The sequence below is a fragment of the Mesorhizobium comanense genome, assembly GCF_005503535.1.
Taxonomy (GTDB): Bacteria; Pseudomonadota; Alphaproteobacteria; order Rhizobiales; family Rhizobiaceae; genus Mesorhizobium; species Mesorhizobium comanense.
On sequence record NZ_SCNN01000008.1, the window covers coordinates 105833 to 128383 of the forward strand.

Consider the following 22551-nt stretch of genomic DNA (forward strand, 5'->3'; position numbering starts at 1 on the left):
TTGGTCATGCGATTTCCCGATCCGCCCTACTTGCAGGAGAAGCCGGGCGCGATCTTGCACTTGCCCGGACGCGGCTTGTGCGGCGGGCGGTGGTGCGGAGGACGGTGGTGCGGCGGCTTGTGCCAATGCGGCGGGCGATGATGCGGCGGACGCACGATGATGATGGGCGGGCGCACCACATGGGCGCGCGCGAGATAACCCGAACTGACCCAACCGCTGACGCCGCCGCCATGGACCCTGCACCAGCCCGGCTGGCAGCCGGCGACATCAACCCTGAAGCCGGCCGGCAGCGTTCCGACCTTGGCGTAGCTGGCGCCTGGCCCGGTGCGCACGTTGAGATTGGTCGTGGTATGGGCGCTGTAGGCGAAGGCCGCGGCCGACGAGCCGAAGACGGCAGCCACCATGGTGGCGATCAACAGCAGAAATCGAAATCTCATAAGTCCCTCCATTCGACCCCCGGCCGCTGATTGCTTCGGCGCGAGGCTGCGACACAAGGGGAGAGGCAGAAGCCAAGAAAAGTCAACAAGTTGTAGCCGCCTCTCATGATGGTTCACGGCCCGACCGGACAGTTTCCGCAGACATAGTTTAGGAATTTTGCGCGCACCGTTTATCGGCAAGGCAACATCCGCTAACAGTTTACTGTCTTTCGACAATTGGTTGCGGCAGGGGTTTGAGCATGGGCAAAGGCAGGGTCGAGGCATTCACCGACGGCGTGGTGGCCATCATCATCACCATCATGGTGCTCGACCTCAAAGTGCCGGAGGGCGAGGATTTCTCCGCGCTGCTGCCGCAATGGCCAATCTTCCTGTGTTACGTGCTTTCCTTCATCAATGTCGGCATCTACTGGAACAACCTGCACAACATGTTCCACACCGTGCAGCGCGTCGACGGGCGCGTGCTGTGGGCGAACCTCCATCTGCTGTTCTGGCTGTCCCTGATGCCGGTGACGACCGCCTTCATGGGCGAGAACCACTTCGCCACCGTTCCGGTCGCGGTCTACGGTTTCGACCTTGCAATGTGCGCCACCGCTTACGGCATCCTCGTCGCCGCGCTGCATCAGCTGCATGGGCAGGACACGGCCTTCGCCAAGGCCATCGGCAATGACCGCAAGGGCAGGCTCTCGCTTGTCGTCTACGTCGCCGCCATTGCGCTCGCCTTCCTCAATCGATGGATCGGCGTCGGGCTCTATGTCACAATCGCGCTGGTCTGGCTGGTGCCGGACACACGTTTTTCGCGCGTGCTCGAGAAATAGTCTGACCTGAGTGAAGGAGAACCGGCCGGCTGGTCTAGCGGCGCATGGCCTTCAGCTTTTCCGCCACCGAAGCGGCCAGGTCGGCATAGCGCTCCTCGAGCCGTTCCGCCGACTTGATGATCGAGAAATCATGGCCGAACTTCTCCAGCGCCATGCGCAGCTTCTCGACGAAGTCGGCCTGCTTTTCGAGCGCCGAGAACAGCGTCTTGACCTGGGCTTCGCTGATGTCGGGATTGGCGAGCATCTGCGGCACCTCGCGGCCCATCTGGTCGCCGGTGGCGGTCTGCTCTTTCAGAATCGCGACCCAATCCGTCAATCCGGAGATCTCCCTTTGCGAAGAGGCAGCATTCGCAGCCCTGGCCGGACCGGTCAACCCGGAAGGGCTTGCTTAACCCGTCCCAGAGCAAGGGGACTTTACCGTTAGACACGTCGGCGAAGCGCTCTAACTCTTTGTTTTTGCGTAATTCTCGGGGGACAGGCTCTACGCGCTTTTTCTGGTGAAACCGCTCACGCTTTTCCTCGAATTGCTCTAAGTTCGGCCTCCGAAAGAAGGAGCCATTGTCGATGATGTCCGACGCCGAGATTCAGACCGCCCTGCCCGCCCTTGGCCAAGGCAACACAGCCGTCATCACCGGCGCCGCCAGCGGTATTGGCCTGGCGGCTGCGAAGCGGCTGGCGTTGATGGGCATGAAGATCGTGCTGGCCGACATTGGCGGGGCGCGCCTGGACGATGCTTCGCGGGCGATCTCCGCCATTGCCGGTGACGACGCCGTGCTTGCCGTCGCATCGGACGTTTCGAAACCCGACGAGGTCGATCGGCTCGCCGATCGCGCGTTCGGCGCCTTCGGCGGGGTCTCGCTCTTGATGAACAATGCCGGCATCGGCGACAACCCTGGAAAACCGTGGGAAAACCGCGATGCCTGGAAGCGGCTGATCGACATCAATTTCTGGGGCGTCGTGCATGGCGTCGAGGCCTTCGCGCCGCGCATGCTGGCGTCGGGCCGGCCTGGCCTGATCGTCAATACCGGTTCCAAGCAAGGCATCACCACACCGCCCGGCAACCTTGCCTACAACGTCTCGAAGGCCGGCGTGAAGACCTTCACCGAAGGGCTGGCGCATGCGTTGCGCAACGAGCCTGGCGGCCGCCTCTCAGCGCACCTGCTGATCCCCGGCTTCACCTATACCGGCCTCACCGAAGGCGCTACCGAGAAGCCGGCCGGTGCCTGGACGGGCGAACAGGTCGTTGATTTCATGCTGGAATCCCTGGCCGGACGCGACTTCTACATCCTGTGCCCGGACAATGAGGTCGCCCGGCCGCTGGACGAGAAACGCATGGCCTGGGCAATGGGCGACATCATCGAAAATCGCCCCGCTCTGTCGCGGTGGCACCCGGACCACAAGGATGGTTTCGCGGCTTTCCTGAAGCAGTAAAGCTCGATCCTCAAACCCGGCCTCCAGACCTCAGGCGGCCTTCTTTCTCGATCCGCGCTTTTGCGCCACGGCCTTCTTCGCCGCCATGGTCGCGATCTGCTCGTCATGCCGGCTTGCCGCTCTCTCGCATTTGTCGCGGATCTCTTCCACTTCCGATTCCGTCAGATGTTCGATGCCGATGAAGTGGTTGTGGCCTTCGCTGACCCGGATCAACTCATCGAGCTTGGCCTGGATCGCCGCGCCATCGCGGTTCTGCGTGTTCTGGATCAGGAACACCATCAGGAAGGTTATGATGGTCGTCCCGGTATTGATCACCAATTGCCAGGTGTCCGAGAAGTTGAAAAAGGGGCCGCTGACCGCCCAGACGACGACAATCAGGCAGCAGACGGCAAACGTCAGCGGCAAGCCGGTTATGTGGGCCACCCAGTTGGCGATCCTGGTGAAGAGTTTTTCCATGTGTCGAGGTTCCTCGGTGGCTTGCGCCAACAGAAACAGGCCGCGGCCGGTTCGGGTTCCCGCGCCAAGACAAATACAACCGCCACAATTGAATGCACGCAAAGCGAGCATTCGATAGAAAACACACCTTATCGGTTTAATGGCATGGTAACCGTGCAGGCAAAGAGCCTGTTCCTTCCGCTTCACAGCGGTTTACCTCCAGCCCCTTCCGTCGCGCCACCCCCGCATGACGGAAGGGGTTTCAGTCCGGAGAGCGCGGAGCATGGTTTCCCGAAAGCGCCGACCGGCACATGACCATACGGTCGCAACACTTTCCCGCAAATTGCTCCGCAGCGCCTGCCTCGGCCTCGTGATGGCCTGCGCTGCTGTCACGGCCAGGGCCGAGTCCACCACCGTACCGGCCGCCGAGCCGACCGCACCGGCAACCGATCCCGCGGCGTCGCCCACCGATCCCGTCATAACAGGCAGCCTCGAGCGGCATTGGACCAACAACGCTCTGGACAGCGACCGCAACGTCAGCGACTGGTACTCGCTGCTGCGCGGCACGCTGCAGCAGCAATGGGGCGACAACGACGCCTACGCCAAACTCAACGCCGATTTCCAGGTCTCGCACTACGACCGCACCACGATCGAGGACGACCGCGCGATGGGTGTGTCGGCCGAGGCCTTCCGCCGCCTTGCGCCTGGTCTCGAACTGCGGGGCACACTGACCTACCGCGTGTCGAGCACCGGCGACAATCTCGACATCGGCCCGCTGACGCTGGGAACCCGTGAATTCAAGCAGGTCTTCGGCGCCCAGACACAGCTCGGCATCGACCTGGGCAACGCCACCTCGCTGATCCTGGAAGCCGCCGACAGTTTCGAAAAACTCGGCGCCACACATTTCCAGGACGATCTGATCCTGCCGGCGAAGCTGCACGCCGACCGCAACCTCTTCCAGCTGGCGGCACGCATCACGCGAACCGTCGGCCAGTTCGCCTTCGGCGCCTCGGCGTCGGCGCTTTTCGCCAGCGTCGAGCAGATCGGCTATCCCCCGCTCTTCCTGTCGTTCAACGCCTACACGATCCGCGCGGAAGCCGCCTACAAGGCATCGGACGGCTCGACGCTCGGCGTGGCTCTGGGCGCGGAACTCCTGCGCGGCGCCAACGATATCTACGAGCGCTGGCGCCCGACCTGGCAGGTCACCTTCGGCAAGCCGCTGCCGCGCGGCTTCGAACTGCGCGGCACCTATTTCGGCCGCTACGAGACCTCCAACACCGACGATCCCCTGGCCTCGTGGCTGCAGCGCGCGGAACTGGAAATCGGCGTGAAGCTGCGCGAGAATCTTGGCCTCGCCTCCGGAATATTCTACGAGATCAAGGACAATCTGCTCTACGAGAACCAGGAGCGGCGCGACGGCGTCTACGCCGAGGCGACCTATGACGCGACAAAGTCGATGGCTATCGTCGTGCGGGTCGATGTCAACCGGACCATCAAGACCGTCATCGACGACCGCGAACACACCGTCGATGCATTCATCGCGCTGCGGGCCAAGATCTGACCTCGTCTTGCGCGGTTCTGGCTTGTTTCCAGTGAGAGCAGTTCCAGGAATTTCCTGAAACCACGGATACAACCAGCGAGGCAGGAGGGTGTGCGAGACCCTCCTGCCCCCGACAGGGACTATTGCCCCTACCTTGCTGCTTAGTGGCGACCGCCCAGCTTGTAGCTGTTGCCACCGAGCACATTGACGCCGATACCGGAGAGAACGCCGGTAAGGACGTTGGTCTTGTTGCCGTTCAGGATGCCCGAAACGACGTTGCCGCTCAGGATGTTGTTGCCACTGAGAACACCGTTCAGCGCGTTCACCTGGCCGAGGCCGATGGACGGCGACACATTGATCAGGCTGCCCGAGCCACCTCCCCAGCCACCGGCATAGGCGCCGACCGTTGAAAAGGAAACCATTGCAGCAGTGAGTACAAGTGCGAACTTCTTCATGACTTCTCTCCGTTGTTGCTAGCAGTTTTTCCTTCGACTTCTTACGACTTACCCCTGCATTGATTAGTGCATTTCACGAAAAGTCTTGCAACCATGGAGTGCTTAATTTGACGGATACAATTCGTTTTCCAATTTTTAACGCTAATATTTTACGTTAAGAAAATTGGTTACCGTCAGAGCTTCTGACTCTGCGGAATTTGGCGATTTCAAATGGCGATGGCCGGCAATGAAAGCGCGCGGAAGCCGTCCTAAACGGCGTCGTTTTCCCAGCGATCGAGGAAGGCCTCGATCGGCATTGCCTGCATGTCGGGAACAGCCCGGGCGAGTTTCTGGACCGGCCAGTCCCACCAGGCGAGCGCTTCGATCCGTGCCGCGACGGCTGGCGCGAAGCGCGGCCTGAGCGGCTGTGCCGGCACGCCGGCGACGATCGTGTAGGGCGCCACGTCATGCGTCACGACGGCATTGGCGCCGATCACGGCACCGTTGCCAATGGTGATGCCGGGCATGATCACCGCGCCGTGGCCCACCCAGACATCATGGCCGATGGTCACCGCTTTCGAGCGCCGGCGGTCGCGGAATGGGGCATCGACGCCCAGCCAGCGGAAATACTCGTTCGGCCGATAGCTGACCTTGTGCTGGGTCAGCCTCTCGATCGGATGCTCCAGCGCGTTGATGCGGCTGTTGGCGGCGATCGAGCAGAACTTGCCGATGCTTGCATAGATCGCCTCGGCATGCCGTTCGAAATACGAGAAATCGCCGACGACGACCTCGCGCAGCACGACGCGCTCGCCGATCGCGGCATAGCGGCCGAGCTTGCAGCCCTTCAACTCCGCCGTCGAGTGAATGCGCGGCTCGGAATCCTTGGCAACGAGATCTTCGGAACGGTCCATGCCGGCGGCTTTACGCCCGAGCAATTGCTCCTGCAAGGCAGGAGCAATTGTCCGTGGGGCCAATCCGTTAAAAAGGGCAGCCCTTCTAGTTCGGTTTGCCTTTGGTCCACACGACGTTCTGGCCGTAAAGCGGCACTGTCGTCACCGACATTTTCGCCGAGCCGTTCTGGACCTGGCGCGAGTGCGACAGGTAGATCAGCGTCTCGTTCTTCTTATCGTAGATGCGGTTCACCACCTGCTTCTTCCAGATCAGGCTGAGGCCTTGCTTGAAGACCTCCTCGCCGCCCTCGCTCATGTCGATGTCGCCAATGGTGATCGGGCCGGTCTGACGGCACGAGATCGAGGAATCGCTGGGATCCTCGAACCAGTTGCCCTTGTGCAGGCGGTCGATGACGCTTCGATCGAAATAGGCGACATGGCAGGTCACCCCGTCGACCTTGGGATCCTTGATCGCGTCGACCATGATGTCGTTGCCGACCCAGTCGACGCCGACCTTGCCGACTTCCTCCGCGGCGGCGGCACCAGCGCCAAGCACGACGCACGCGGCCAGAAAGCCGCCGATCAGCTTTCGCCCAATCGGTTTTTTCCCAACCGGTTTTTGCCCAATCGGATTTTGCAAGGCAGGCTCCTGCGGTTCGAGTTTGCCGGTTTCAGGTGGGACGCGGCGAGGCCCATTGCAAGTCAGGCCTGCCGCAATAAGAGCATTCGCCGCAGCACGTCGCTTTTGAGGACGAAATGCTGGAACAGCGCTCCGGCCGTGTGCAGCAGCACGACATAGAGCAGGATATCCTTGCCCAGCACATGCACCCGCCCTGCTCCCGGCACGTTCAGGAACCACGCGGCCATACCCGAGAGCGGTACGATGAAGATCAGGGCGTAGATGACGAGATGCGTCGCCTTGGCCAGCAATTGCAGGGCGGGGTGTTCCATGCCGGACACCGGCGGAACACCGATCGTCACGCGCAGCCGCAGCCGCCAGCAGGCGAGGACAAGGACCGCAAGGCCAAGCACGACATGCATATAGGCCATGGGGACATCGCTCCCGGCAGCCTCCTGCCCCCGGCGGAAAGCGCGCCACACATGCTCCATTCCGTCATGCGCCAGGAACTGCACGAGAATCAGCAGCGCGATGCTCCAGTGCAGCACGACCTGGGTTTTCGAGTAGGTCGTTGCGCCTGTGTCAGGCATGACGTTGCTCCACCATATCGCTGCCGTGGGCGAGAAAACGCGGTTTGGGCTTACAGAGCGGATTTTGATGACGACATCATGGCTGGTTGCGGCAAGACGGCATCTTTGCGCGCACCCGGTCGAACCGCTAAGACTGTTCGCTGAACCGGCCAGTTTGCGGCCGAACCGGCACCCACGGACTTCATGGCGGACTTCAATTGATGATGCGTTCTATTCTTGTCGGCATTCTCGTCCTGATGGCGGCCGGCATCGGCTGGCTGACCTTCAACTTTTATCAGGAGCGTTACAGCGGCGAACCCTTCGGCGCGCCCTTCACGCTGGTCGACCAGAACGGCGCACCGATCACCGAGGCCGCCTTCAGGGCTCAGCCCAGCGTCGTCTTCTTCGGTTTCACCCACTGCCCGGAAGTGTGCCCGACCACACTTTTCGAACTCTCGGGCTGGCTGAAGACGCTGGGCGACGACGGCAAGAACCTGCATGCCTATTTCGTCTCCATCGATCCCGCACGCGACACGCCTGAGGTCATGAAGGCCTATGTCAGCAATTTCTCCGACCGCATCACCGGCATATCGGGCGACCCGGACAAGGTGTATGCCATGGCCAAGTCCTTCGGCATCTATTGGAAGAAGGTCGATACCGGCGACGGCGACTACACGATGGACCACACCGCCTCGGTGCTGCTGCTCAACGGCAAGGGCGACTTTGCCGGCACCATCGCCTACGGCGAAAGCGCCAGCACCGCCGTGGAGAAGCTGAAGCGCCTTGCCGCCAAAGGCTGATAAAGAATCCACATGACCCAGACGCGGCTCCACTTCACCACCGGAAAGATCGAGGCCGAACGCATCTTCGCGGCGCTTGAAACCGCCTTTGAAGATGACGGCCTGCCGATCGCCGTGCTGGAGGTCGACGAGGACCTGGATATCCACGAAGTCTCCCTCTATGCCGATGGCGACGTCGATGCGGTGGAAGCGCGGGTGATGGACATCCTCGCCGGCCTTTCCCTGTCGAGGCCGGTCGAGCGTGAGGCGCTGCCCGACATCGATTGGGTGGCGCGCTCGCTGGAGGGTTTGAAACCGGTGCGCGCCGGCCGTTTTTTCGTCCATGGCGCGCATGACCGCAGGAAGCGCCACAGCGGCGAACTCGCCATCGAGATCGAGGCAGGCCTTGCCTTCGGCACCGGCCATCACGGCACCACGGCGGGTTGCCTGGAAATGCTGGAGAAAGTCGTGCGGCGCGAACGTCCGCGCAACGCGCTCGACCTCGGTACCGGCAGCGCCGTGCTGGCGATCGCGGTCGCCAAGCTCGCCCATATTCCGGTGCTTGCCACCGACATCGATCCCGTGGCAGTGCGTGTCGCGGCCGCCAATGCGCGGCTCAATCATGTGAAGGCCTTGATCGAGACGGTGACAGCGCCGGGCTTCCACCATCCGATCTTTGCCAGGCGCGCGCCCTTCGACCTCATCGTCGCCAACATATTGGCGCGGCCGCTGATGCGCCTGGCGCCGCAAATGGCGGCTCATGTCGCGCTCGGCGGCTCGATCGTGCTGTCAGGCATCCTCGACCGACAGCGCGACGCCGTCGTCTCGGCCTATGTCGGCCAGAATTTCCGCCACGTGCGCACGCTGCACCGTGAAGGCTGGGTGACGATCCATCTCAAGCATTAAAGCCTGATCAGGTGTCTGCCGCGGCATAGCCGCAATAATCTCCAAAGCCGGATCAAAGCCGGCTTCGACAAATCACCTTGATCCTTGCCGGCTTAGATTGGCTTGCAGAGAGAAGGAGTTGGACACGCAACCACCTTCGACAGCTTCTCTCGCTTGACAAGTTTCGGCGGCAGATAAGTCTTCTTCATCAGAATCCCCATTTCCCCCTCAAGCGGCAAGATTGTCTGCTCCCTGCAAAAATTGTCAATCGGCACGGCCGGACTGGGCTTGGCGGACCTGAAGCTGTTGCAGATTACGACCGCACGAAGCGCATCTGGCGCGCAGGAGACAATCTCCAGCGCCAAGTTTGCGCGACGCAGCGGACCCTTGTCCGCCACGCCGCTCGCTGTTCCCCAAAACCTAGAACTTGATGCCCAGATTGACCTTGAAGCCATTGTCGAAGGCATCCGGCCCGAACTGTCCCGCATAGGACAGGCCGAGCGTGGCGTTGCGCGCCAGCTGCACGTCGAAGCCGGCCTCGACCAACATCGCATCCCTGGCGATCGGCACGCCGGCGATGGTGAAATTGTCGCCGCCGGCGAAGGCGAAGGTCGACAGCGGCGTCACGTCGCCATAGGCATGACGCCAGCCGAACATGCCGCGCGCGGTCGCCGCCACGCCGCCGATGGTGATGTCGGTGGAGGCGCGCACGCCAAAGGTGGTGAAGGTCGCGTCGGTGCTTGAACTGCCGCTGGTCAGCGCCGCGGCGCCGCCTGTCTCGGTGAAGCCGTCCGTATGCAGGTTCACGTAAGCAAGGTTGGCGAAGGGCTCGAAGGCGAACGGCCCGGCATCGGTCTTGTAGGCCAGTTCGCCGAAAGCCTGCGCCGTCCCGCCATCGTAATCGGCCGACAGGTGGTCGCTGAAGCCCTGGAAAGCGACCGAACGCGAGGTCGAGATGCGGTTCCAGCTGTAAGCGGCACCGGTGCGGAAGGCGATCGCCCCCCAATTGGTCCCGCCATAGAGGCCGAGGTGGTAATTGTCGCTGTCGCCCGATGAGTTCCGGTCGTCGGCGTTGAAGCTGGTGCGGCTGTAGCCGCCGATCATGCCGATCCGCCAGTCGCCGACCATACCGTCCGCTCCTGCCAGCAGGCCGCCCGTGTTGCGGTCGAAGGCTGCCGCATTGCCGTCGCTGTCCGTGCCGCCCCAGGAACCGAAGCCTTGCGTCCAGAAGGCGAAGCGGTCCGTGTCGGCCGCGACCGGCTGAACGCCGTCCTCGCCATAGGCCATGACCGGCAGTGAAGCGGTCTTGCCGCTGTCGCCGAAGGCGGCGCGCAGGCGCGCCGTCACCGCGTCCTGCAGGAAGTGGCTGTCCTGAAGGAGCATGCCCTTGGCCGAGGCGTGGATTTCACCCGAGAGCTGGTCGAATGCGGCCTGCGCCGCCGCATCGTCGGGCAAGGCGAGGATCGCGGTGATCAAGGCGCTGCTGGCGGCGCTGTCCAGTCCCTCGCCCGTCGCGATCTGGTTCGGCGTCTGGCCTGCCGAACCGAAGCTCTTGCTCTTGATGACGTCGACATAGACGTTGTTCGCGTCCTTATCGAGAGAGAGACTGAGGAAGTTGGAAATCCCCGGGTCGGAGTCGAGCGTGAATTGACCGGTGACACCGCCTGTCGCCGACAGCACGGTATAATGCGAACCCACCGTATAGGCGGTGGCATCGAGCTTGGTGACGGTCAGCCCGGCGCCGGAGGTGATGGTGGCGGTGCCCGACGCGTCGATCAGGTCGGAAGTGCTGGTGGACGCCAGTTCCACCGCATAGGTCGAGCCAGCGGCAAAGCTGGCATTGCCGGTCACGGTAAGCGTGCCGATCGCATTCTTGCCGGGCGCGACCGTGCCATTGGCCACGAGGCCGCCGATCGTGCCGTTGCCGCCGAGCTCGGCGCCGCTGTCGACAGTGACGACGGAAGCGCCGACATCGCCCGTCACCAGCAGCGTGCCCGTCTTGACCTCGGTCGCGCCGGAGAACGTGCTGCTGTCACCGGAGAGTTCGAAGGTTCCGCTTCCGGTCTTGATGAGGCCGCCAGAGCCAGACAGGCCGCCCGAGAACACGGTCGACTTGTCATTGCCGCCGGTCGTCAATGTCGCCGACCCGGTGGTGACCGAGCCCGCGCCGGCGAGTGAACCGATCTCCTGGCTGAAATTGTTCAGCGCGAGCGTCGCGCCGGTTTCGACCGTATAGGCGCTGTTCTTGCTGAAGATGTTGGCGCTGCCCGCCTTGAGCGTGCCCTGCGCGACATCGGTGGCCGTGGAATAGGTGTTGTTGTTGGCAAAGCCGCTTACCGTCAGCGTTCCGGTGCCCGTCTTGGTGAACGTCCCGGTCGGCGTGTCGTTGTCGCCCATGCTGGCGCTGGTGGCGACGTCGAACCCCTGGGTGTCGATCGTCCCGCCCGTGGGGCCGAACAGGAAGGAGACATTGGCTAGGCTGAGGCTCGCGCCCGCCTGCAGGGTGCCGCCGTTCAGCGTGATCGGGCCTGAACCCAGCGCATCGCCGACGGTGACCTGGATCGTTCCCCCGTTGATCACCGCACCGCCGATGTCATTGTGGTTCGTCAGGACGAGTGTGCCCGCCCCGGCTTTGAAGATCGGCGCGGGATCGCTCACATTGGTGATCACGCCGGAATAGGTAGCCGTCCCGGTGCCAACATGGATGGTCTCGCCAATGTCGACATTGAGGGCGTTGTCGATCGTGATGCCGTCCTGGATGTCGATGGTCGTCTGGTTATAGGCATTGAGCGGTCCCGTTCCCAGCGCGCTGTTGTTGCCGAGGCTGAGTGTGCCGCCATAGAGATTGGTGCCTCCGGTATAGGAACTCGCCCCGGTGAGCGTCAGCGTGCCCGCTCCCACCTTGTTGATCGACAGGGGGCCGTCTTGTTCCTGGATCTGGCCGTTGAGCGTTGTGCTGGTGCCGAGCGCACCGATCTCGAAGGTTCCGGATGAGGCACCCGTTCCAGAGTAGGTCAAGGCACCCGATCCCTCGACGGAACCCAGGGATAGCGTGCCGAACCCCGAAAAGCCGATAGAACCACCATTTAGGACGAATTTCGCGTTCGCGCCCGAGGCGGTATTAGCCGAATAGAAAGCGACGCCGCCGTAGGCATTGATGGTATAGACGACGTTGCTGCCGGCGTCATCGTCCCGGAAGTTTATGAATGATCCCGCCGAGCTACTGGAGTCGCCGGTGACGGTGAAGTTCTGGGTCACGCCGGACGTGTTAATCACGCCGCCATAGATATTCAGATAGGCCGTGTTGGAGACGTTCACCGTATAGGCGCTGCCCGGGTCGTTGAACGTTACCGAACCGGCCTGGAAATAGCCGGCCGGGTAGGGTGTATCGAGGTTGACCGTCGTCGTGCTGGCCCCGGATCCGAAGATCACCGGGGCGATAATCGAATTCGGCGCGGTGCCACCGGTCCAGTTGGTCCCCACCGTATAGTCCGAGCTCGTCGCGCCTGTCCATTGCTGTGCCGCGGCCGGCGTGGCAAGCAATGCCAGCCCGGCCAGTGCCGTGCCCACCAACAGGCTCCGCCGCCTCGCGCTGTGGCTCATGCAGGTGCCACCTGACATTGTCGAACGGTTCATATCTCGCCCCAAATTCCGCGCCCGCCCAACGGGCATACTGGCATTGCTACGATGTTGATCGAATACTGCCGTGACGGTACGCGAGCGAAGCCCACGCTCGACCGTCCGGATCACTTATCGGGGGTGCGTCAGGCGCGGCCTGACGTCGACTGGCCAAAATGGCCAAGGGTTTCCAATATTCATCTGCGCCCTCCGACAACGACTTCGATCGGAAGGCCCCCACCCGTCCGGTCAAACCCAAAGACGCCACACGAATAGCTTGCCGCCCAAATTAGCGCACGCTCAAAAGACAGTGGGATTTGACTTTTTCTGATCACAATTGCGCGCCTGCAACACATGCAGCTCCAAGTAAGCCGAGACGTTCGTTCAGGTCAGGACTGGACCATTCCCAAATGGTTGTCAGCCAGACGGTGCTGTAGCAGGGTTGCGCCCGCTGAAAATCGATTCCGCTTTCAGGACCCATAGGCTACGGTCACGCCGATATCAGGAGGCCCATCATGTTCCAGACCTTCGACTCCGCGGGCGACCCGGCGGTGGGCAAGCCGCGCGTGGCGCTGTTGCGCCAATGGCTGGCCGCCAATGGTCTCGACGGCTTCATCGTTCCCCGCGCCGACGAGCATCAGGGCGAATATGTCGCCGACCGCTCGGCGCGGCTGAAATGGCTGACCGGCTTCAGCGGCTCCGCCGGCGTGGCCATCGTGCTGGGCGACCGGGCCTTCATCTTCGTCGACGGACGCTACACGCTGCAGGTGCGAAACGAGGTCGATCTCGACATTTTCACGGTCGAAAGCCTGGTCGACAACCCACCCGCCGTCTGGCTCAAGGACAATCTCGGCAAGGGCGCGCGGCTGGGCTTCGATCCATGGCTGCACACGATCAGCGAGGTCAAGGCGCTGCAGGCTTCGGCCGACAAGACCGGAGCGGTGCTCCTACCCCTCGACAAGAACCCGATCGACATCATCTGGAAGGACCAACCGGCCGCGCCCGTGACGCCGGTCGAATTGCATCCGATCGGCTTCGCCGGCGAACTCGCCAAGGACAAGCTGGCCCGGCTGGCGACCGCGATCGCCAAGGACGGCGCCACCCATGCGGTGCTGACCGACCCCTCCTCCATCGCCTGGGCCTTCAACATCCGTGGCGGCGACGTTCCGCACACGCCGCTGGCGCTCGGTTTCGCGATCCTGGCGGCCGATGGCTCGCATCAGCTGTTCATGGACAAGCGCAAATTCTCGCGTCAGGTCGCCGCCTATCTCACCCAGCTTGCCGATCTGCATGAGCCCGGCGAATTCGAGACGGCGGTCGCAGCACTCGCCAAGGGCGGTGCGAGGATCGCGCTCGACCCGGTGCTGGCGGCGGACAGGCTGCGCATGCTGGTCGAGGACAATGGCGGCACGGTGGTCGCGGCCCCGGACCCAGCCCGCATCCCGCGCGCCACCAAGAACCAGGCCGAGATCGCCGGCAGCCGCGCCGCGCATCGCCGCGACGGCGCGGCGGTGGCCAAACTCCTGTGCTGGCTGGAGCGGCAGAAACCCGGCTCGCTCGACGAGATCGCGGTCGTCACCAGGCTCGAAGAGGTCCGACGGCAGACCGGCGAGGAAACGCAGATGCCGCTGCGCGATGTCTCGTTCGACACCATTTCCGGCGCCGGCCCGAACGGCGCCATCATGCATTACCGCGTGTCGCGCGCCACCAGCCGCAAGCTCAAGGCGGGCGAGCTGTTCCTGCTCGATTCCGGAGCGCAGTATCAGGACGGCACCACCGACATCACACGCACCGTGCCGATCGGCGAGCCGACGCAGGAGATGCGCGAGCGCTTCACGCTGGTGCTGAAAGGCATGATCGGCATTTCGATGCTGCGTTTCCCCGCCGGCACGCGCGGCTCGGAGATCGACGCCGTCGCCCGCATGGCGCTGTGGAAGCATGGCTGCGACTTCGCCCATGGCACCGGCCACGGCGTCGGCTCGTATCTGGCCGTGCATGAAGGCCCGCAGCGCATCGCCCGCACCGGGACGGAGAAGCTGCTGGAGGGCATGATGCTGTCCAACGAGCCCGGCTACTACAAGGAAGGCGCCTACGGCATCCGCATCGAAAACCTCATCCTGGTTCAGCCGGCCGAACAGATCGAGGGCGGCGACATCGCCATGCACGGCTTCGAGACGCTGACGCTGGCGCCGATCGATACCAGGCTGGTGCGCACGGATCTGCTGAACCGTGACGAACTGCACTGGCTGGATGCCTACCACGCCCGCGTGCTGGCCGAGATCGGGCCCATGCTAGACGGCGAGACGCTGGCCTGGCTCGAAAAGGCGACGGCGCCGCTGCCGCACGACGCCAAGATTTGAGGCGGCAGATATTCAGCTTGGAAGGCTGCCGCTGCCCCTCATCCGCCTGCCGGCACCTTCTCCCCGTATAGTGACGGGGAGAAGGGAGCTGTCGCGACCCTAGGCGCTTTTCGGCAAATGCGAAAATTGGCGAAAGTGTCGATGACGGCGTCTTTCTCCCCGTCACTATACGGGGAGAAATGCCCGGCAGGGCAACGAGGGGCGGCGCCAACATTCGAAACGATCGCGCGGGCAGAATTATCCCACAAACTGCCGCGCCAGGATCAACACCGCCGCCCCCGCCAGAAACATCGCCATCAGCCCGCCGCGCAGCGAAACCACGGCGGTAACCACCAGTGCCGCCCATTCGGCCGGTCCGGCATTCAACAGCTCCGGCGCCACCAGGGTCGTCAGCACCGCCGCCGGCACGGCGTTGAGGCCGGCCTCGACGCGCGGATGGATGTTTTCGAAACGCGAGATGACGAGATGTCCGCCGATACGCGTCAGATAGGTGGCGATCGCGCCGGCGATGATGATCCAGAACGTCGTGCTCATGGCCGTTCTCCCACGCCGCTGTGGTGCGGAGGCAGAATGACGGCGAGCAGCACGCCGGCAATGGCGCCGATCGAGACGTGCCAGGGCGAGCCCACGGTCTTGTAGGCGACGATCGAGGCACAACCACTGGCGATGACCACCGGTAGCCACAGCGGCCGCTTGCGGAAGCCCATGACAAGGCCAAGGAAGTAGATCGGCAGCAGGAAATCGATGCCCAGCGCGTGCGTGTCGGGGATCAGCTTGCCGAACACCGCGCCGAGCGCGCTTTCCACGATCCAGAACAGGTAGACCGGCAGGCCAAGCCCCAGATACCAGGCGAAGCCGACGGTCTGGCCGGATTGCGCCCGCGCCTCGGCCACTGCGTATTGCGGATCTGTGAGGATGAAATAGCCGAGCGCCTGCTGGATGACAGGCCAGTGCGCGATGCGCCGGCCGATGCCGGCGGAATAGAGAACATGGCGGAAGTTGACGGCGAAGATCGACAGCACGATCAGCCATGGCGCGACATGCTGGCCGAACAGCTGGATGCCGACCATCTGGCTGGCGCCGCCATAGATCAGCGCGCTCATCAAAAAAGCCTCGAGGACCGAGAAACCCTGGTCGACGGCAAGCGCCCCGAACAACACCGCGAACGGCGCCGACGCCACCACGACCGGCATGGACAACCGCACGCCCTGCCAGAAATCGCTTTTCGCGCCGCTCTCGGAAATCACGTCCGTCGCCATCGACCGCTCCTGATGCATGTCGCCCAAAAGCCCTGCGGTTTTGGGACAACGACATGCACGACCACAAAGGGAGTGGCGGTATTTAGGTGGCACACCTTGCCTTGTCACACGAATTCGCTTGAGCCAAACGATCAGCGGAAATGATCGTCGCTAGAATTTACGCGATATCCCACATTCATTTTCCGGGACGTCGCCGAGCCCTTTGGTTTCGATGATGAGATCGCTTCGTGGAACACTTCTGACAACGACAAAACCGGCTTTCTGGCAAGCCGCCACACATCGAGTGACTTTAAGTGGCGGCCTTTTGCTTTGTCCCAACATGCTAACGCTGTACGTGCCGCTTGAGCACGTAGCCACCATGCCATCTGCGTCCCGGCGCAACTCAACGCTGTCAAATGTTTCGCCAGCATAGCAGCCGGCGAGGCCAAATAGTGTTGCCACCAAAACTATGTACCGACCCAAAATCATAGTGGCCTCGTAGTTTCAGCGTTAACTAACAACGATTTGCAACACACTAGGCGGCCACCGTTTTGCCCTCGATCGCCCTGCCCCAGTCGAGCAGCGGCCTGGCACGCGCGGTAAAACCAACGAGTTCGTCGACCAGTTCCGGACCGTGGATTCCGGCTGGATCGATCGCATGCCGAACAACGAAATGCCGGTTGCGGATGGCGGCGACAAGATCCTTGTCCGTCACCTGTTCGAAGCCGCGCGGCGTGCGCTTCATGGCGCCTTCGGCATCGAGCTCGAGGCCATTCTTCTTCAACGCCTTCACCATCGCACGAAACCTGTCCGGCCACGTCTCGATGGCGCGACGCATCGACAACAGCAGCGCTGCCTCCGGCTGCCACCAGGCGACGCCGGCAAAGCAGCCCTCCAGCCCGATATGGACGTAGAACACGCCCTGCACGGCCTTGCTGCCATCAGGCGACAGGATCGCCGAGACATGCCTGTTGTAGGGGCGCTTATCCCTGGCGAAGCGCACGTCGCGGTTGATGCGGAACAGCGACTTCTTGCGATCACCCCGCAGACCGAGCCCAGCCTCGCCAAACCGCTGCGTGAGCGCGTCGACGAGATCGCCGAGCGGATCGCGCAACTCGGTCTCGTAAAGATCGCGGTTCTCCAGGAACCATTCGCGGCTCTGATGGAAGTCGAGCGCCTTCAGGAACGGGAGGGCTTTCGGGCCGAAGCCTTTGAACGTGCCGTCGCTCACGCTTTGCCGACCCGTTGCAGCCAGGTGTCCTCGTCGATCACCTCGACGCCGAGTTCGCCGGCAAGCTTGAGCTTGGAGCCTGCGCCGGGTCCGGCCACCAGCAGATCGGTCTTGGCCGAAACCGAGCCGGCCACCTTGGCGCCCAGACGCTCGGCCATCGCCTTGGCCTCCGAGCGGGTCATCTTCTCCAGCGTACCGGTGAAGACGATCGTCTTGCCGGCCACCTCGCTGTCCGCCGAGACGGTGACGATGTACGGTTTCGGCCTGACCTCCTCGAGCAGCCTGCCGAGCACGTCGTCGTTGCGCTCATTGCCGAAGAAGTCGCGCAGTGCATCGATCACCGTGTCGCCGATGCCGTTGATCGAGGGAAAGACCGTGTGCGGGTCTTCGGCGGCGGCCGTCTCCTTGCCGACCCGGATCACCTCCTCGATGGTCGAGAATGTGCGTGCCAGCACCGCTGCCGTGGTTTCGCCGATGTGGCGGATGCCAAGCGCGAAGATGAAGCGGTCGAGCTCCGGCTCGCGGCGCGCATCGATCGCGGCAAACAGCTTGTCGAGGCCTTCATAGTTGCGATCCTCGACGCCGCGCACATTCTTGCGCGTCTTGCCGGACGTCGCCTCGCGCTGCCTGGCCTGCTCCTCGCGCCGCTCCGCCAGCGCCTTGGTGACGGCGGGGCGGCGATCCCTGAGCGTGAAGATGTCGGCGGCGGTCTTGACCAGTCCCGAATTGAAGAACAGGTCGATGTTTTCGGCACCCAGCCCCTCAATGTCCAGGGCGCCGCGCGACACGAAGTGACGCAGCCTTTCCACGGCCTGCGCGGCGCAGATCAGCTCGCCGGTGCAGCGGCGCCGCGAATCCTCCTTGCCGGTCTTCTCGTTGACCTCGCGCGTCGCCGGCGAGCCGCAGACCGGACAGGTATGCGGAAAGTCGTACGGCACCGCATTGCCCGGCCGCTTGTCGATGACGACGCTGACGATCTGCGGAATGACATCGCCCGCCCGCTGGATCACCACCGTATCGCCGATGCGCACATCGATGCCGTCGCGGATCGGCAGGCCGTTGCTGTCGAAGCCCTTGATGTAGTCCTCATTGTGGAGCGTGACATTCTCGACCACGACACCGCCGACGGTGACCGGCGCCAGCCGCGCGACGGGCGCCAGCGTGCCGGTCCGTCCGACCTGGATGTCGATCTTCTCCACCGTCGTCATCGCCTGTTCGGCCGGGAATTTGTGGGCGACCGCCCAGCGCGGCTCCCCGGTGACGAAACCCCAGCGGCGCTGCAACTCCAGCTGATCGACCTTGTAGACAACGCCATCGATATCGTAGCCCAGCGACGAGCGCAGTTCCTCGATATGATGATACTGTGCGATCAGGTCCTCGACCGATTTCGCCCGCACCATCAGCGGGCTGATCTCGAACCCCCACTCGCCGAACTTCTGCACCGCTTCATACTGCGTCGGCGCGGGGTCCGCCGTCGTGTAACCCCAGGCATAGGCGAAAAATCTGAGGTTGCGGCTGGCGGTGACGGACGGATCCTTCTGGCGCAGCGAGCCGGCGGCCGTGTTGCGCGGATTGACATAATCCTGGCCACCGACCGCCGCGGAACGCGCCTTCAGTGCCTCGAACTCGGCATAGGTCATATAGACCTCGCCACGGATTTCGATCGTCTCCGGCCAGCCCGAACCTTTCAGCTTGGCGGGAATATCGGCGATGGTCCTGAGGTTGGCCGTAATGTCCTCGCCGACAGCACCGTCGCCGCGTGTCGCCCCTTGTACGAACACGCCCTTCTCATAGCGCAGCGAAGCCGACAGGCCGTCGATCTTCGGTTCGGCGGTGAAAGCAATGTCGAGATCCTTGTCGCGGTCGAAGAAACGCCGGCCGCGTTCGATGAAATCGGTAACGTCCTCATCGGTATAAGCCTTGGCGAGGCTAAGCATCGGCACGGCATGGCGCACCTTGGCAAAACCTTCCGCCGGCGCGGCCCCGACGCGCAGCGACGGCGAATCCTCACGCACCAGGCCGGGAAAGCGCTCTTCGATGGCGAGATTGCGCCGTCGCAGCGCATCGTATTCCGCGTCCGTGATCGTTGGCGCGTCTTCGGTGTGATAGCGGCGGTCGTGTTCCGCGATCTCGGCCGCCAGTTGCTTCAGCTCATCCGCGGCCTCGCTCTCGCTGAGCGAATCGACAGGTTTCTCGGCCATGCTTCTCTTCCCCGGACAATGGTGGGTCACAATAGATCAGGATTTTGGGAAAATCATTCCTGAACAGCAGGATGGAGCCATATCCTGACTCGCTCCCTGACGCTGGCTAGGCGGCGTTCGTGTTCTCGCGCAGCAGCCGCTCGGCGGCGGCGCGCGCCTCGTCGGTGATGGTGGCGCCGGCCAGCATGCGCGCGATCTCTTCCTGTCGCGCCGGCCTGTCCATCTCGGCAATTCCGGTCGCCACACGGTCGGCACTGCCAGACTTCGAGATCAGGAAATGCGTCGCCGCGCGCGCCGCGACCTGCGGGGCGTGGGTGACCGAAAGCACCTGCACGCGCTTCGACAGCCGCGCCAGCCTCTGACCGATGGCGTCGGCAACGGCGCCACCCACCCCGGTGTCGATCTCGTCGAAGACCAGCGTCGGCGCCGAGCCACGGTCGGCCAGCGCCACCTTCAGCGCCAGAAGGAAGCGCGACAGCTCGCCGCCAGAAGCCACCTTCATCATCGGCCCGGGCCGCGTGCCGGGGTTGGTGCGTACCCAGAACTCGATCTGATCGATGCCCTCTTCCATGCGGTTTTCAGCGTCGCTCTTCATCTCCACGATGAAGGCCGCGCGCTCGAGCTTGAGCGCCGGCAGCTCGGCCATGACCGCCTTGGTGAGGCCGGCGGCGGCGGCGTGGCGCAGCGAGGACAGCTGCGCTGCGGCAATGTCATAGGCCTCGCGCGCGGCGGCCGCCTGCTTCTCCAATCCATGCAAGCGCCCCTCGCCGGCATCGAGATCGGCAAGGTCGGCCGACATGGTGTCGCGCAATTGCGCCAGATCGTCGACGGCGACGCTGTGCTTGCGCGAGGCGGCGCGCAGCGAAAACAGCCGCTCCTCGGCCTTCTCCAGCCGCTGCGGGTCATATTCGGTGGCGCGCAATGCCGCCTCGACCCCGGACTGCGCCGCATCGAGCGACAGCATCGCCTCGTCCAGCGACTTGACGACATCGTCCAGAAGGCCGGGCGCTTCGCCGGCCTTGCGCTGCAAGCGCCTCAACAGGCTGGCCAACTGCGGCAGAGGCGATGACGGACCCGACAGCACATCCTGCGCGTCATGGATTTCGGAAGCGATCTTCTCGGCGCGCATCATATTGGCGCGCAGTTCGGCAAGTTCGGTTTCCTCGCCGGGCTGCGGGTCGAGCTTGGTCAGTTCGGCGACGGCGGCGCGCAGATAGTCGGCCTCGCGCGCGGCAGCCGCGACCTTGGCGCGGTGGCGCGTCAGCTCCTGCTCGCAGGCGCGCCAGTGGCGCCACGCCTCGCCCGTCGAGCGAACGGCGCCAAGATGGCCGCCGAAAGCATCGAGCACGTCGCGGTGCGCACCGGGATCGACCAGCGCGCGCTCGTCGTGCTGGCCATGGATCTCGACCAGCGCATGCCCGACATCGCGCATCAGCGTCACGCTGGACGGCTGGTCGTTGACGAACACGCGGGTGCGGCCATCCGCCGTCTGCACGCGACGCAGGATGACGTCGCCATCGTCCTCGATGGCGTTTTCGGCAAGCAGCGCGCGCACCGGATGGTTGCGCGGCACGTCGAACACCGCGATCACCTGGCCTTGCGTCGCCCCATGCCGCACCAGCGAGGCGTCGCCGCGCGAACCAAGCGCCAGAGACAGGGCATCGAGCAGGATCGACTTGCCAGCGCCGGTTTCGCCGGTCAGCACGGAAAGGCCAGGCTGGAAGTCGATGTCCAGCTTCTCGATCAGGACGATATCGCGGATCGACAGTCTGGAAAGCATCAGAACCCGGACCTCAGGCAATTCCAGGAAAGGGTGCGCGGCGTTTTTCCATATGGAACTGCATAGAACAAAAAGCGAGGACGGTTCAGCGACCCTATCAGCCACTGCCCCATCGTGGAGCGGCATGCGACCGATCGGAGTCGCAGCGCCGCACTATCTTTTTGTTTCTGCATCGGATCAATCCGAAAAAGCGTTACGCACGCTTCGATCCGACATTCCGGGCGGTCAGGCGCCGGTAATCAGCTTGCCTGCCTTGGAAATCCACGATCCGGCATTTTCACGCGGCGCGAGGCCATTGCTCTGCAGGAGCTTGTAGGAATCCTTGTACCACGGGCTGTCGGGATAGTTTGTGCCAAGCACCGCGGCGGCCGTCTGGGCCTCCGAGGTCAGCCCCATCGCGTAGTAGCTTTCGGTGAGCCGGGCAAGCGCCTCCTCGACATGGCGCGTGTTGGAGTAGTTCTCCACCACGGTGCGGAAGCGCTTGACGGCGGCAATGTATTCGCGCCGCTCCAGATAGTAGCGGCCGACCTGCATCTCCTTGCCGGCGAGCTGGTCGTTGGCAAAGCGCATCTTCTCCTTGGCGTCGTCGACATATTCCGAATTCGGCCAGCGGGTGACCAGATCCTGCATCGTCTGGAGGGTCTGGCGCGCTTCCTTCTGGTCCTGCGTCACATCCTTGATCTGGCGATAGTAGCTGAGACCGATGATGTACTGCGCATAGGGAGCATCATCGGTGGACGGATAAAGCGCGAGATAGCGCTTTGCCGACTGGATCGCGTCGTCGTAGCTGCCCTTCCGGTAATCGGCGAACGCGCCCATCACCATCGATTTGCGGGCCCATTCCGAATAGGGGTGCTGACGGTCGACGGCGTCGAATTTCTTGCTCGCCTCGTCCAGGCGTCCCGCATTCATGTTGGCCAGGCCCTGATTGTAGAGGACGTCGGCCGGCTCGGTCTGGTCGACATAGGTCGACAGGTTGATGTCTTTCTCCGGCGAGGACATGCAAGCCGACAGGAAGAGCGATGGAACAACCAGCGAAAGCGCCAGGAGGGCTGACCGCTGCGGCGCTTTCGATTGACCGACTCGCTTGAAGAACATGATTGGATTGCGCCCTTTCGGCGTTATTTTAATGCCTCTTGCATGCTGTTGTCCCAAAACTGGTCCCCACTTTTGAGCGACATGCACTAATCGACGGCAGCAGCCATAAACCATAACCGCCTTGCCGGGCAACGCTATCTCCGGCCAATCGCGCATTTTTATGGCGGTGGGCGACAGGCCTGGCGTCCACA

20 protein-coding genes are annotated in these 22551 nt (G+C 63.2%); 6 read left to right on the top strand and 14 right to left on the bottom strand.

Features of this window, described 5'->3' with window-relative positions; translation table 11 throughout:
* Positions 1 to 26: 26 nt before the first annotated feature.
* Positions 27 to 437 carry an SH3 domain-containing protein gene (locus tag FFS37_RS15900; RefSeq protein WP_137931902.1) on the bottom strand — a complete coding sequence of 137 codons (411 nt, stop codon included), beginning with the start codon at positions 435 to 437 and terminating at the stop codon, positions 27 to 29.
* Positions 438 to 676: 239 nt separating this feature from the next.
* Here FFS37_RS15900 and FFS37_RS15905 point away from each other — a divergent pair, with 239 nt between their 5' ends.
* Positions 677 to 1252 carry a TMEM175 family protein gene (locus FFS37_RS15905; protein WP_137931903.1) on the top strand — a complete coding sequence of 192 codons (576 nt, stop codon included), beginning with the start codon at positions 677 to 679 and terminating at the stop codon, positions 1250 to 1252.
* Between the two features lie 34 nt (positions 1253 to 1286).
* Here the strand turns inward: FFS37_RS15905 and FFS37_RS15910 are convergent, their stop codons facing one another.
* Positions 1287 to 1568, bottom strand: coding sequence for a hypothetical protein (locus FFS37_RS15910; RefSeq protein WP_137931904.1), 282 nt, complete (start codon positions 1566 to 1568; stop codon positions 1287 to 1289).
* A gap of 248 nt (positions 1569 to 1816) precedes the next feature.
* Here FFS37_RS15910 and FFS37_RS15915 point away from each other — a divergent pair, with 248 nt between their 5' ends.
* Entirely contained in the window at positions 1817 to 2683 is an 867-nt protein-coding gene (locus FFS37_RS15915) for an SDR family NAD(P)-dependent oxidoreductase (protein WP_137931905.1), read from the top strand.
* A gap of 30 nt (positions 2684 to 2713) precedes the next feature.
* On the opposite strand, the gene FFS37_RS15920 is transcribed toward FFS37_RS15915, so the two are convergent.
* Positions 2714 to 3139, bottom strand: a complete 426-nt coding sequence (locus FFS37_RS15920) for a low affinity iron permease family protein (RefSeq protein ID WP_137932045.1) — start codon at positions 3137 to 3139, stop codon at positions 2714 to 2716.
* Between the two features lie 352 nt (positions 3140 to 3491).
* Here FFS37_RS15920 and FFS37_RS15925 point away from each other — a divergent pair, with 352 nt between their 5' ends.
* Positions 3492 to 4679 (top strand): hypothetical protein, encoded by a 1188-nt coding sequence (locus FFS37_RS15925; protein ID WP_232375685.1) that lies wholly within the window; start codon positions 3492 to 3494, stop codon positions 4677 to 4679.
* A gap of 140 nt (positions 4680 to 4819) precedes the next feature.
* On the opposite strand, the gene FFS37_RS15930 is transcribed toward FFS37_RS15925, so the two are convergent.
* From FFS37_RS15930 to FFS37_RS15945, 4 genes are all read right to left on the bottom strand, one after another.
* Complete coding sequence (locus FFS37_RS15930) at positions 4820 to 5113, bottom strand: hypothetical protein (RefSeq protein WP_137931907.1); 294 nt, start codon at positions 5111 to 5113, stop codon at positions 4820 to 4822.
* A 248-nt stretch (positions 5114 to 5361) separates the two neighbouring features.
* On the bottom strand, positions 5362 to 6003 hold the full coding sequence (locus tag FFS37_RS15935; RefSeq protein WP_137931908.1) for a DapH/DapD/GlmU-related protein: 642 nt from the start codon (positions 6001 to 6003) through the stop codon (positions 5362 to 5364).
* 85 nt (positions 6004 to 6088) lie between these two features.
* Positions 6089 to 6622, bottom strand: a complete 534-nt coding sequence (locus tag FFS37_RS15940) for a CreA family protein (RefSeq protein WP_232375686.1) — start codon at positions 6620 to 6622, stop codon at positions 6089 to 6091.
* Between the two features lie 62 nt (positions 6623 to 6684).
* Positions 6685 to 7191, bottom strand: coding sequence for a cytochrome b (locus FFS37_RS15945; RefSeq protein WP_137931909.1), 507 nt, complete (start codon positions 7189 to 7191; stop codon positions 6685 to 6687).
* Positions 7192 to 7391: 200 nt separating this feature from the next.
* Here FFS37_RS15945 and FFS37_RS15950 point away from each other — a divergent pair, with 200 nt between their 5' ends.
* Positions 7392 to 7970, top strand: coding sequence for an SCO family protein (locus FFS37_RS15950; protein WP_137931910.1), 579 nt, complete (start codon positions 7392 to 7394; stop codon positions 7968 to 7970).
* A gap of 12 nt (positions 7971 to 7982) precedes the next feature.
* A complete protein-coding gene (locus tag FFS37_RS15955; protein ID WP_137931911.1) occupies positions 7983 to 8855 on the top strand; it encodes a 50S ribosomal protein L11 methyltransferase in 873 nt (290 codons plus the stop codon).
* A gap of 399 nt (positions 8856 to 9254) precedes the next feature.
* Here FFS37_RS15955 and FFS37_RS15960 read toward each other — a convergent pair whose 3' ends face one another.
* Entirely contained in the window at positions 9255 to 12437 is a 3183-nt protein-coding gene (locus FFS37_RS15960) for an autotransporter outer membrane beta-barrel domain-containing protein (protein WP_171026298.1), read from the bottom strand.
* A gap of 530 nt (positions 12438 to 12967) precedes the next feature.
* Between FFS37_RS15960 and FFS37_RS15965 the strand changes: the two genes are divergently transcribed.
* The gene (locus FFS37_RS15965; RefSeq protein WP_137931913.1) at positions 12968 to 14812 is read left to right on the top strand and encodes an aminopeptidase P family protein; all 1845 of its coding nucleotides are present in this window, start codon (positions 12968 to 12970) and stop codon (positions 14810 to 14812) included.
* Between the two features lie 237 nt (positions 14813 to 15049).
* Here the strand turns inward: FFS37_RS15965 and FFS37_RS15975 are convergent, their stop codons facing one another.
* The 6 genes from FFS37_RS15975 to FFS37_RS16000 all read right to left on the bottom strand — a co-directional run bounded on the left by FFS37_RS15975 (position 15050) and on the right by FFS37_RS16000 (position 22360).
* The gene (locus FFS37_RS15975; RefSeq protein WP_137931914.1) at positions 15050 to 15346 is read right to left on the bottom strand and encodes an AzlD family protein; all 297 of its coding nucleotides are present in this window, start codon (positions 15344 to 15346) and stop codon (positions 15050 to 15052) included.
* Complete coding sequence (locus tag FFS37_RS15980; protein WP_137931915.1) at positions 15343 to 16071, bottom strand: AzlC family ABC transporter permease; 729 nt, start codon at positions 16069 to 16071, stop codon at positions 15343 to 15345. The genes FFS37_RS15975 and FFS37_RS15980 overlap by 4 nt, the downstream gene beginning before the upstream one ends.
* A 514-nt stretch (positions 16072 to 16585) precedes the next feature.
* Positions 16586 to 17281 carry a DUF2461 domain-containing protein gene (locus FFS37_RS15985; protein ID WP_137931916.1) on the bottom strand — a complete coding sequence of 232 codons (696 nt, stop codon included), beginning with the start codon at positions 17279 to 17281 and terminating at the stop codon, positions 16586 to 16588.
* Entirely contained in the window at positions 17278 to 19482 is a 2205-nt protein-coding gene (gene ligA / locus FFS37_RS15990) for an NAD-dependent DNA ligase LigA (RefSeq protein WP_137931917.1), read from the bottom strand. The genes FFS37_RS15985 and ligA overlap by 4 nt, the downstream gene beginning before the upstream one ends.
* 106 nt (positions 19483 to 19588) lie before the next feature.
* Positions 19589 to 21262, bottom strand: coding sequence for a DNA repair protein RecN (recN, locus tag FFS37_RS15995; RefSeq protein WP_137931918.1), 1674 nt, complete (start codon positions 21260 to 21262; stop codon positions 19589 to 19591).
* 225 nt (positions 21263 to 21487) lie between these two features.
* Positions 21488 to 22360: an outer membrane protein assembly factor BamD gene (locus tag FFS37_RS16000; protein WP_137931919.1), complete on the bottom strand. Its 873-nt coding sequence runs from the start codon at positions 22358 to 22360 to the stop codon at positions 21488 to 21490.
* Positions 22361 to 22551 lie beyond the last annotated feature (191 nt).

Coding starts and splice junctions, on each gene's coding strand:
- FFS37_RS15900 (WP_137931902.1), bottom strand. CDS start 437: ATGAGATTTCGATTTCTGCTGTTGATCGCCACCATGGTGGCTGCCGTC.
- FFS37_RS15905 (WP_137931903.1), top strand. CDS start 677: ATGGGCAAAGGCAGGGTCGAGGCATTCACCGACGGCGTGGTGGCCATC.
- FFS37_RS15915 (WP_137931905.1), top strand. CDS start 1,817: ATGATGTCCGACGCCGAGATTCAGACCGCCCTGCCCGCCCTTGGCCAA.
- FFS37_RS15920 (WP_137932045.1), bottom strand. CDS start 3,139: ATGGAAAAACTCTTCACCAGGATCGCCAACTGGGTGGCCCACATAACC.
- FFS37_RS15925 (WP_232375685.1), top strand. CDS start 3,492: ATGGCCTGCGCTGCTGTCACGGCCAGGGCCGAGTCCACCACCGTACCG.
- FFS37_RS15930 (WP_137931907.1), bottom strand. CDS start 5,113: ATGAAGAAGTTCGCACTTGTACTCACTGCTGCAATGGTTTCCTTTTCA.
- FFS37_RS15935 (WP_137931908.1), bottom strand. CDS start 6,003: ATGGACCGTTCCGAAGATCTCGTTGCCAAGGATTCCGAGCCGCGCATT.
- FFS37_RS15945 (WP_137931909.1), bottom strand. CDS start 7,191: ATGCCTGACACAGGCGCAACGACCTACTCGAAAACCCAGGTCGTGCTG.
- FFS37_RS15950 (WP_137931910.1), top strand. CDS start 7,392: ATGATGCGTTCTATTCTTGTCGGCATTCTCGTCCTGATGGCGGCCGGC.
- FFS37_RS15955 (WP_137931911.1), top strand. CDS start 7,983: ATGACCCAGACGCGGCTCCACTTCACCACCGGAAAGATCGAGGCCGAA.
- FFS37_RS15960 (WP_171026298.1), bottom strand. CDS start 12,437: ATGAGCCACAGCGCGAGGCGGCGGAGCCTGTTGGTGGGCACGGCACTG.
- FFS37_RS15965 (WP_137931913.1), top strand. CDS start 12,968: ATGTTCCAGACCTTCGACTCCGCGGGCGACCCGGCGGTGGGCAAGCCG.
- FFS37_RS15975 (WP_137931914.1), bottom strand. CDS start 15,346: ATGAGCACGACGTTCTGGATCATCATCGCCGGCGCGATCGCCACCTAT.
- FFS37_RS15980 (WP_137931915.1), bottom strand. CDS start 16,071: ATGGCGACGGACGTGATTTCCGAGAGCGGCGCGAAAAGCGATTTCTGG.
- ligA (WP_137931917.1), bottom strand. CDS start 19,482: ATGGCCGAGAAACCTGTCGATTCGCTCAGCGAGAGCGAGGCCGCGGAT.
- recN (WP_137931918.1), bottom strand. CDS start 21,262: ATGCTTTCCAGACTGTCGATCCGCGATATCGTCCTGATCGAGAAGCTG.
- FFS37_RS16000 (WP_137931919.1), bottom strand. CDS start 22,360: ATGTTCTTCAAGCGAGTCGGTCAATCGAAAGCGCCGCAGCGGTCAGCC.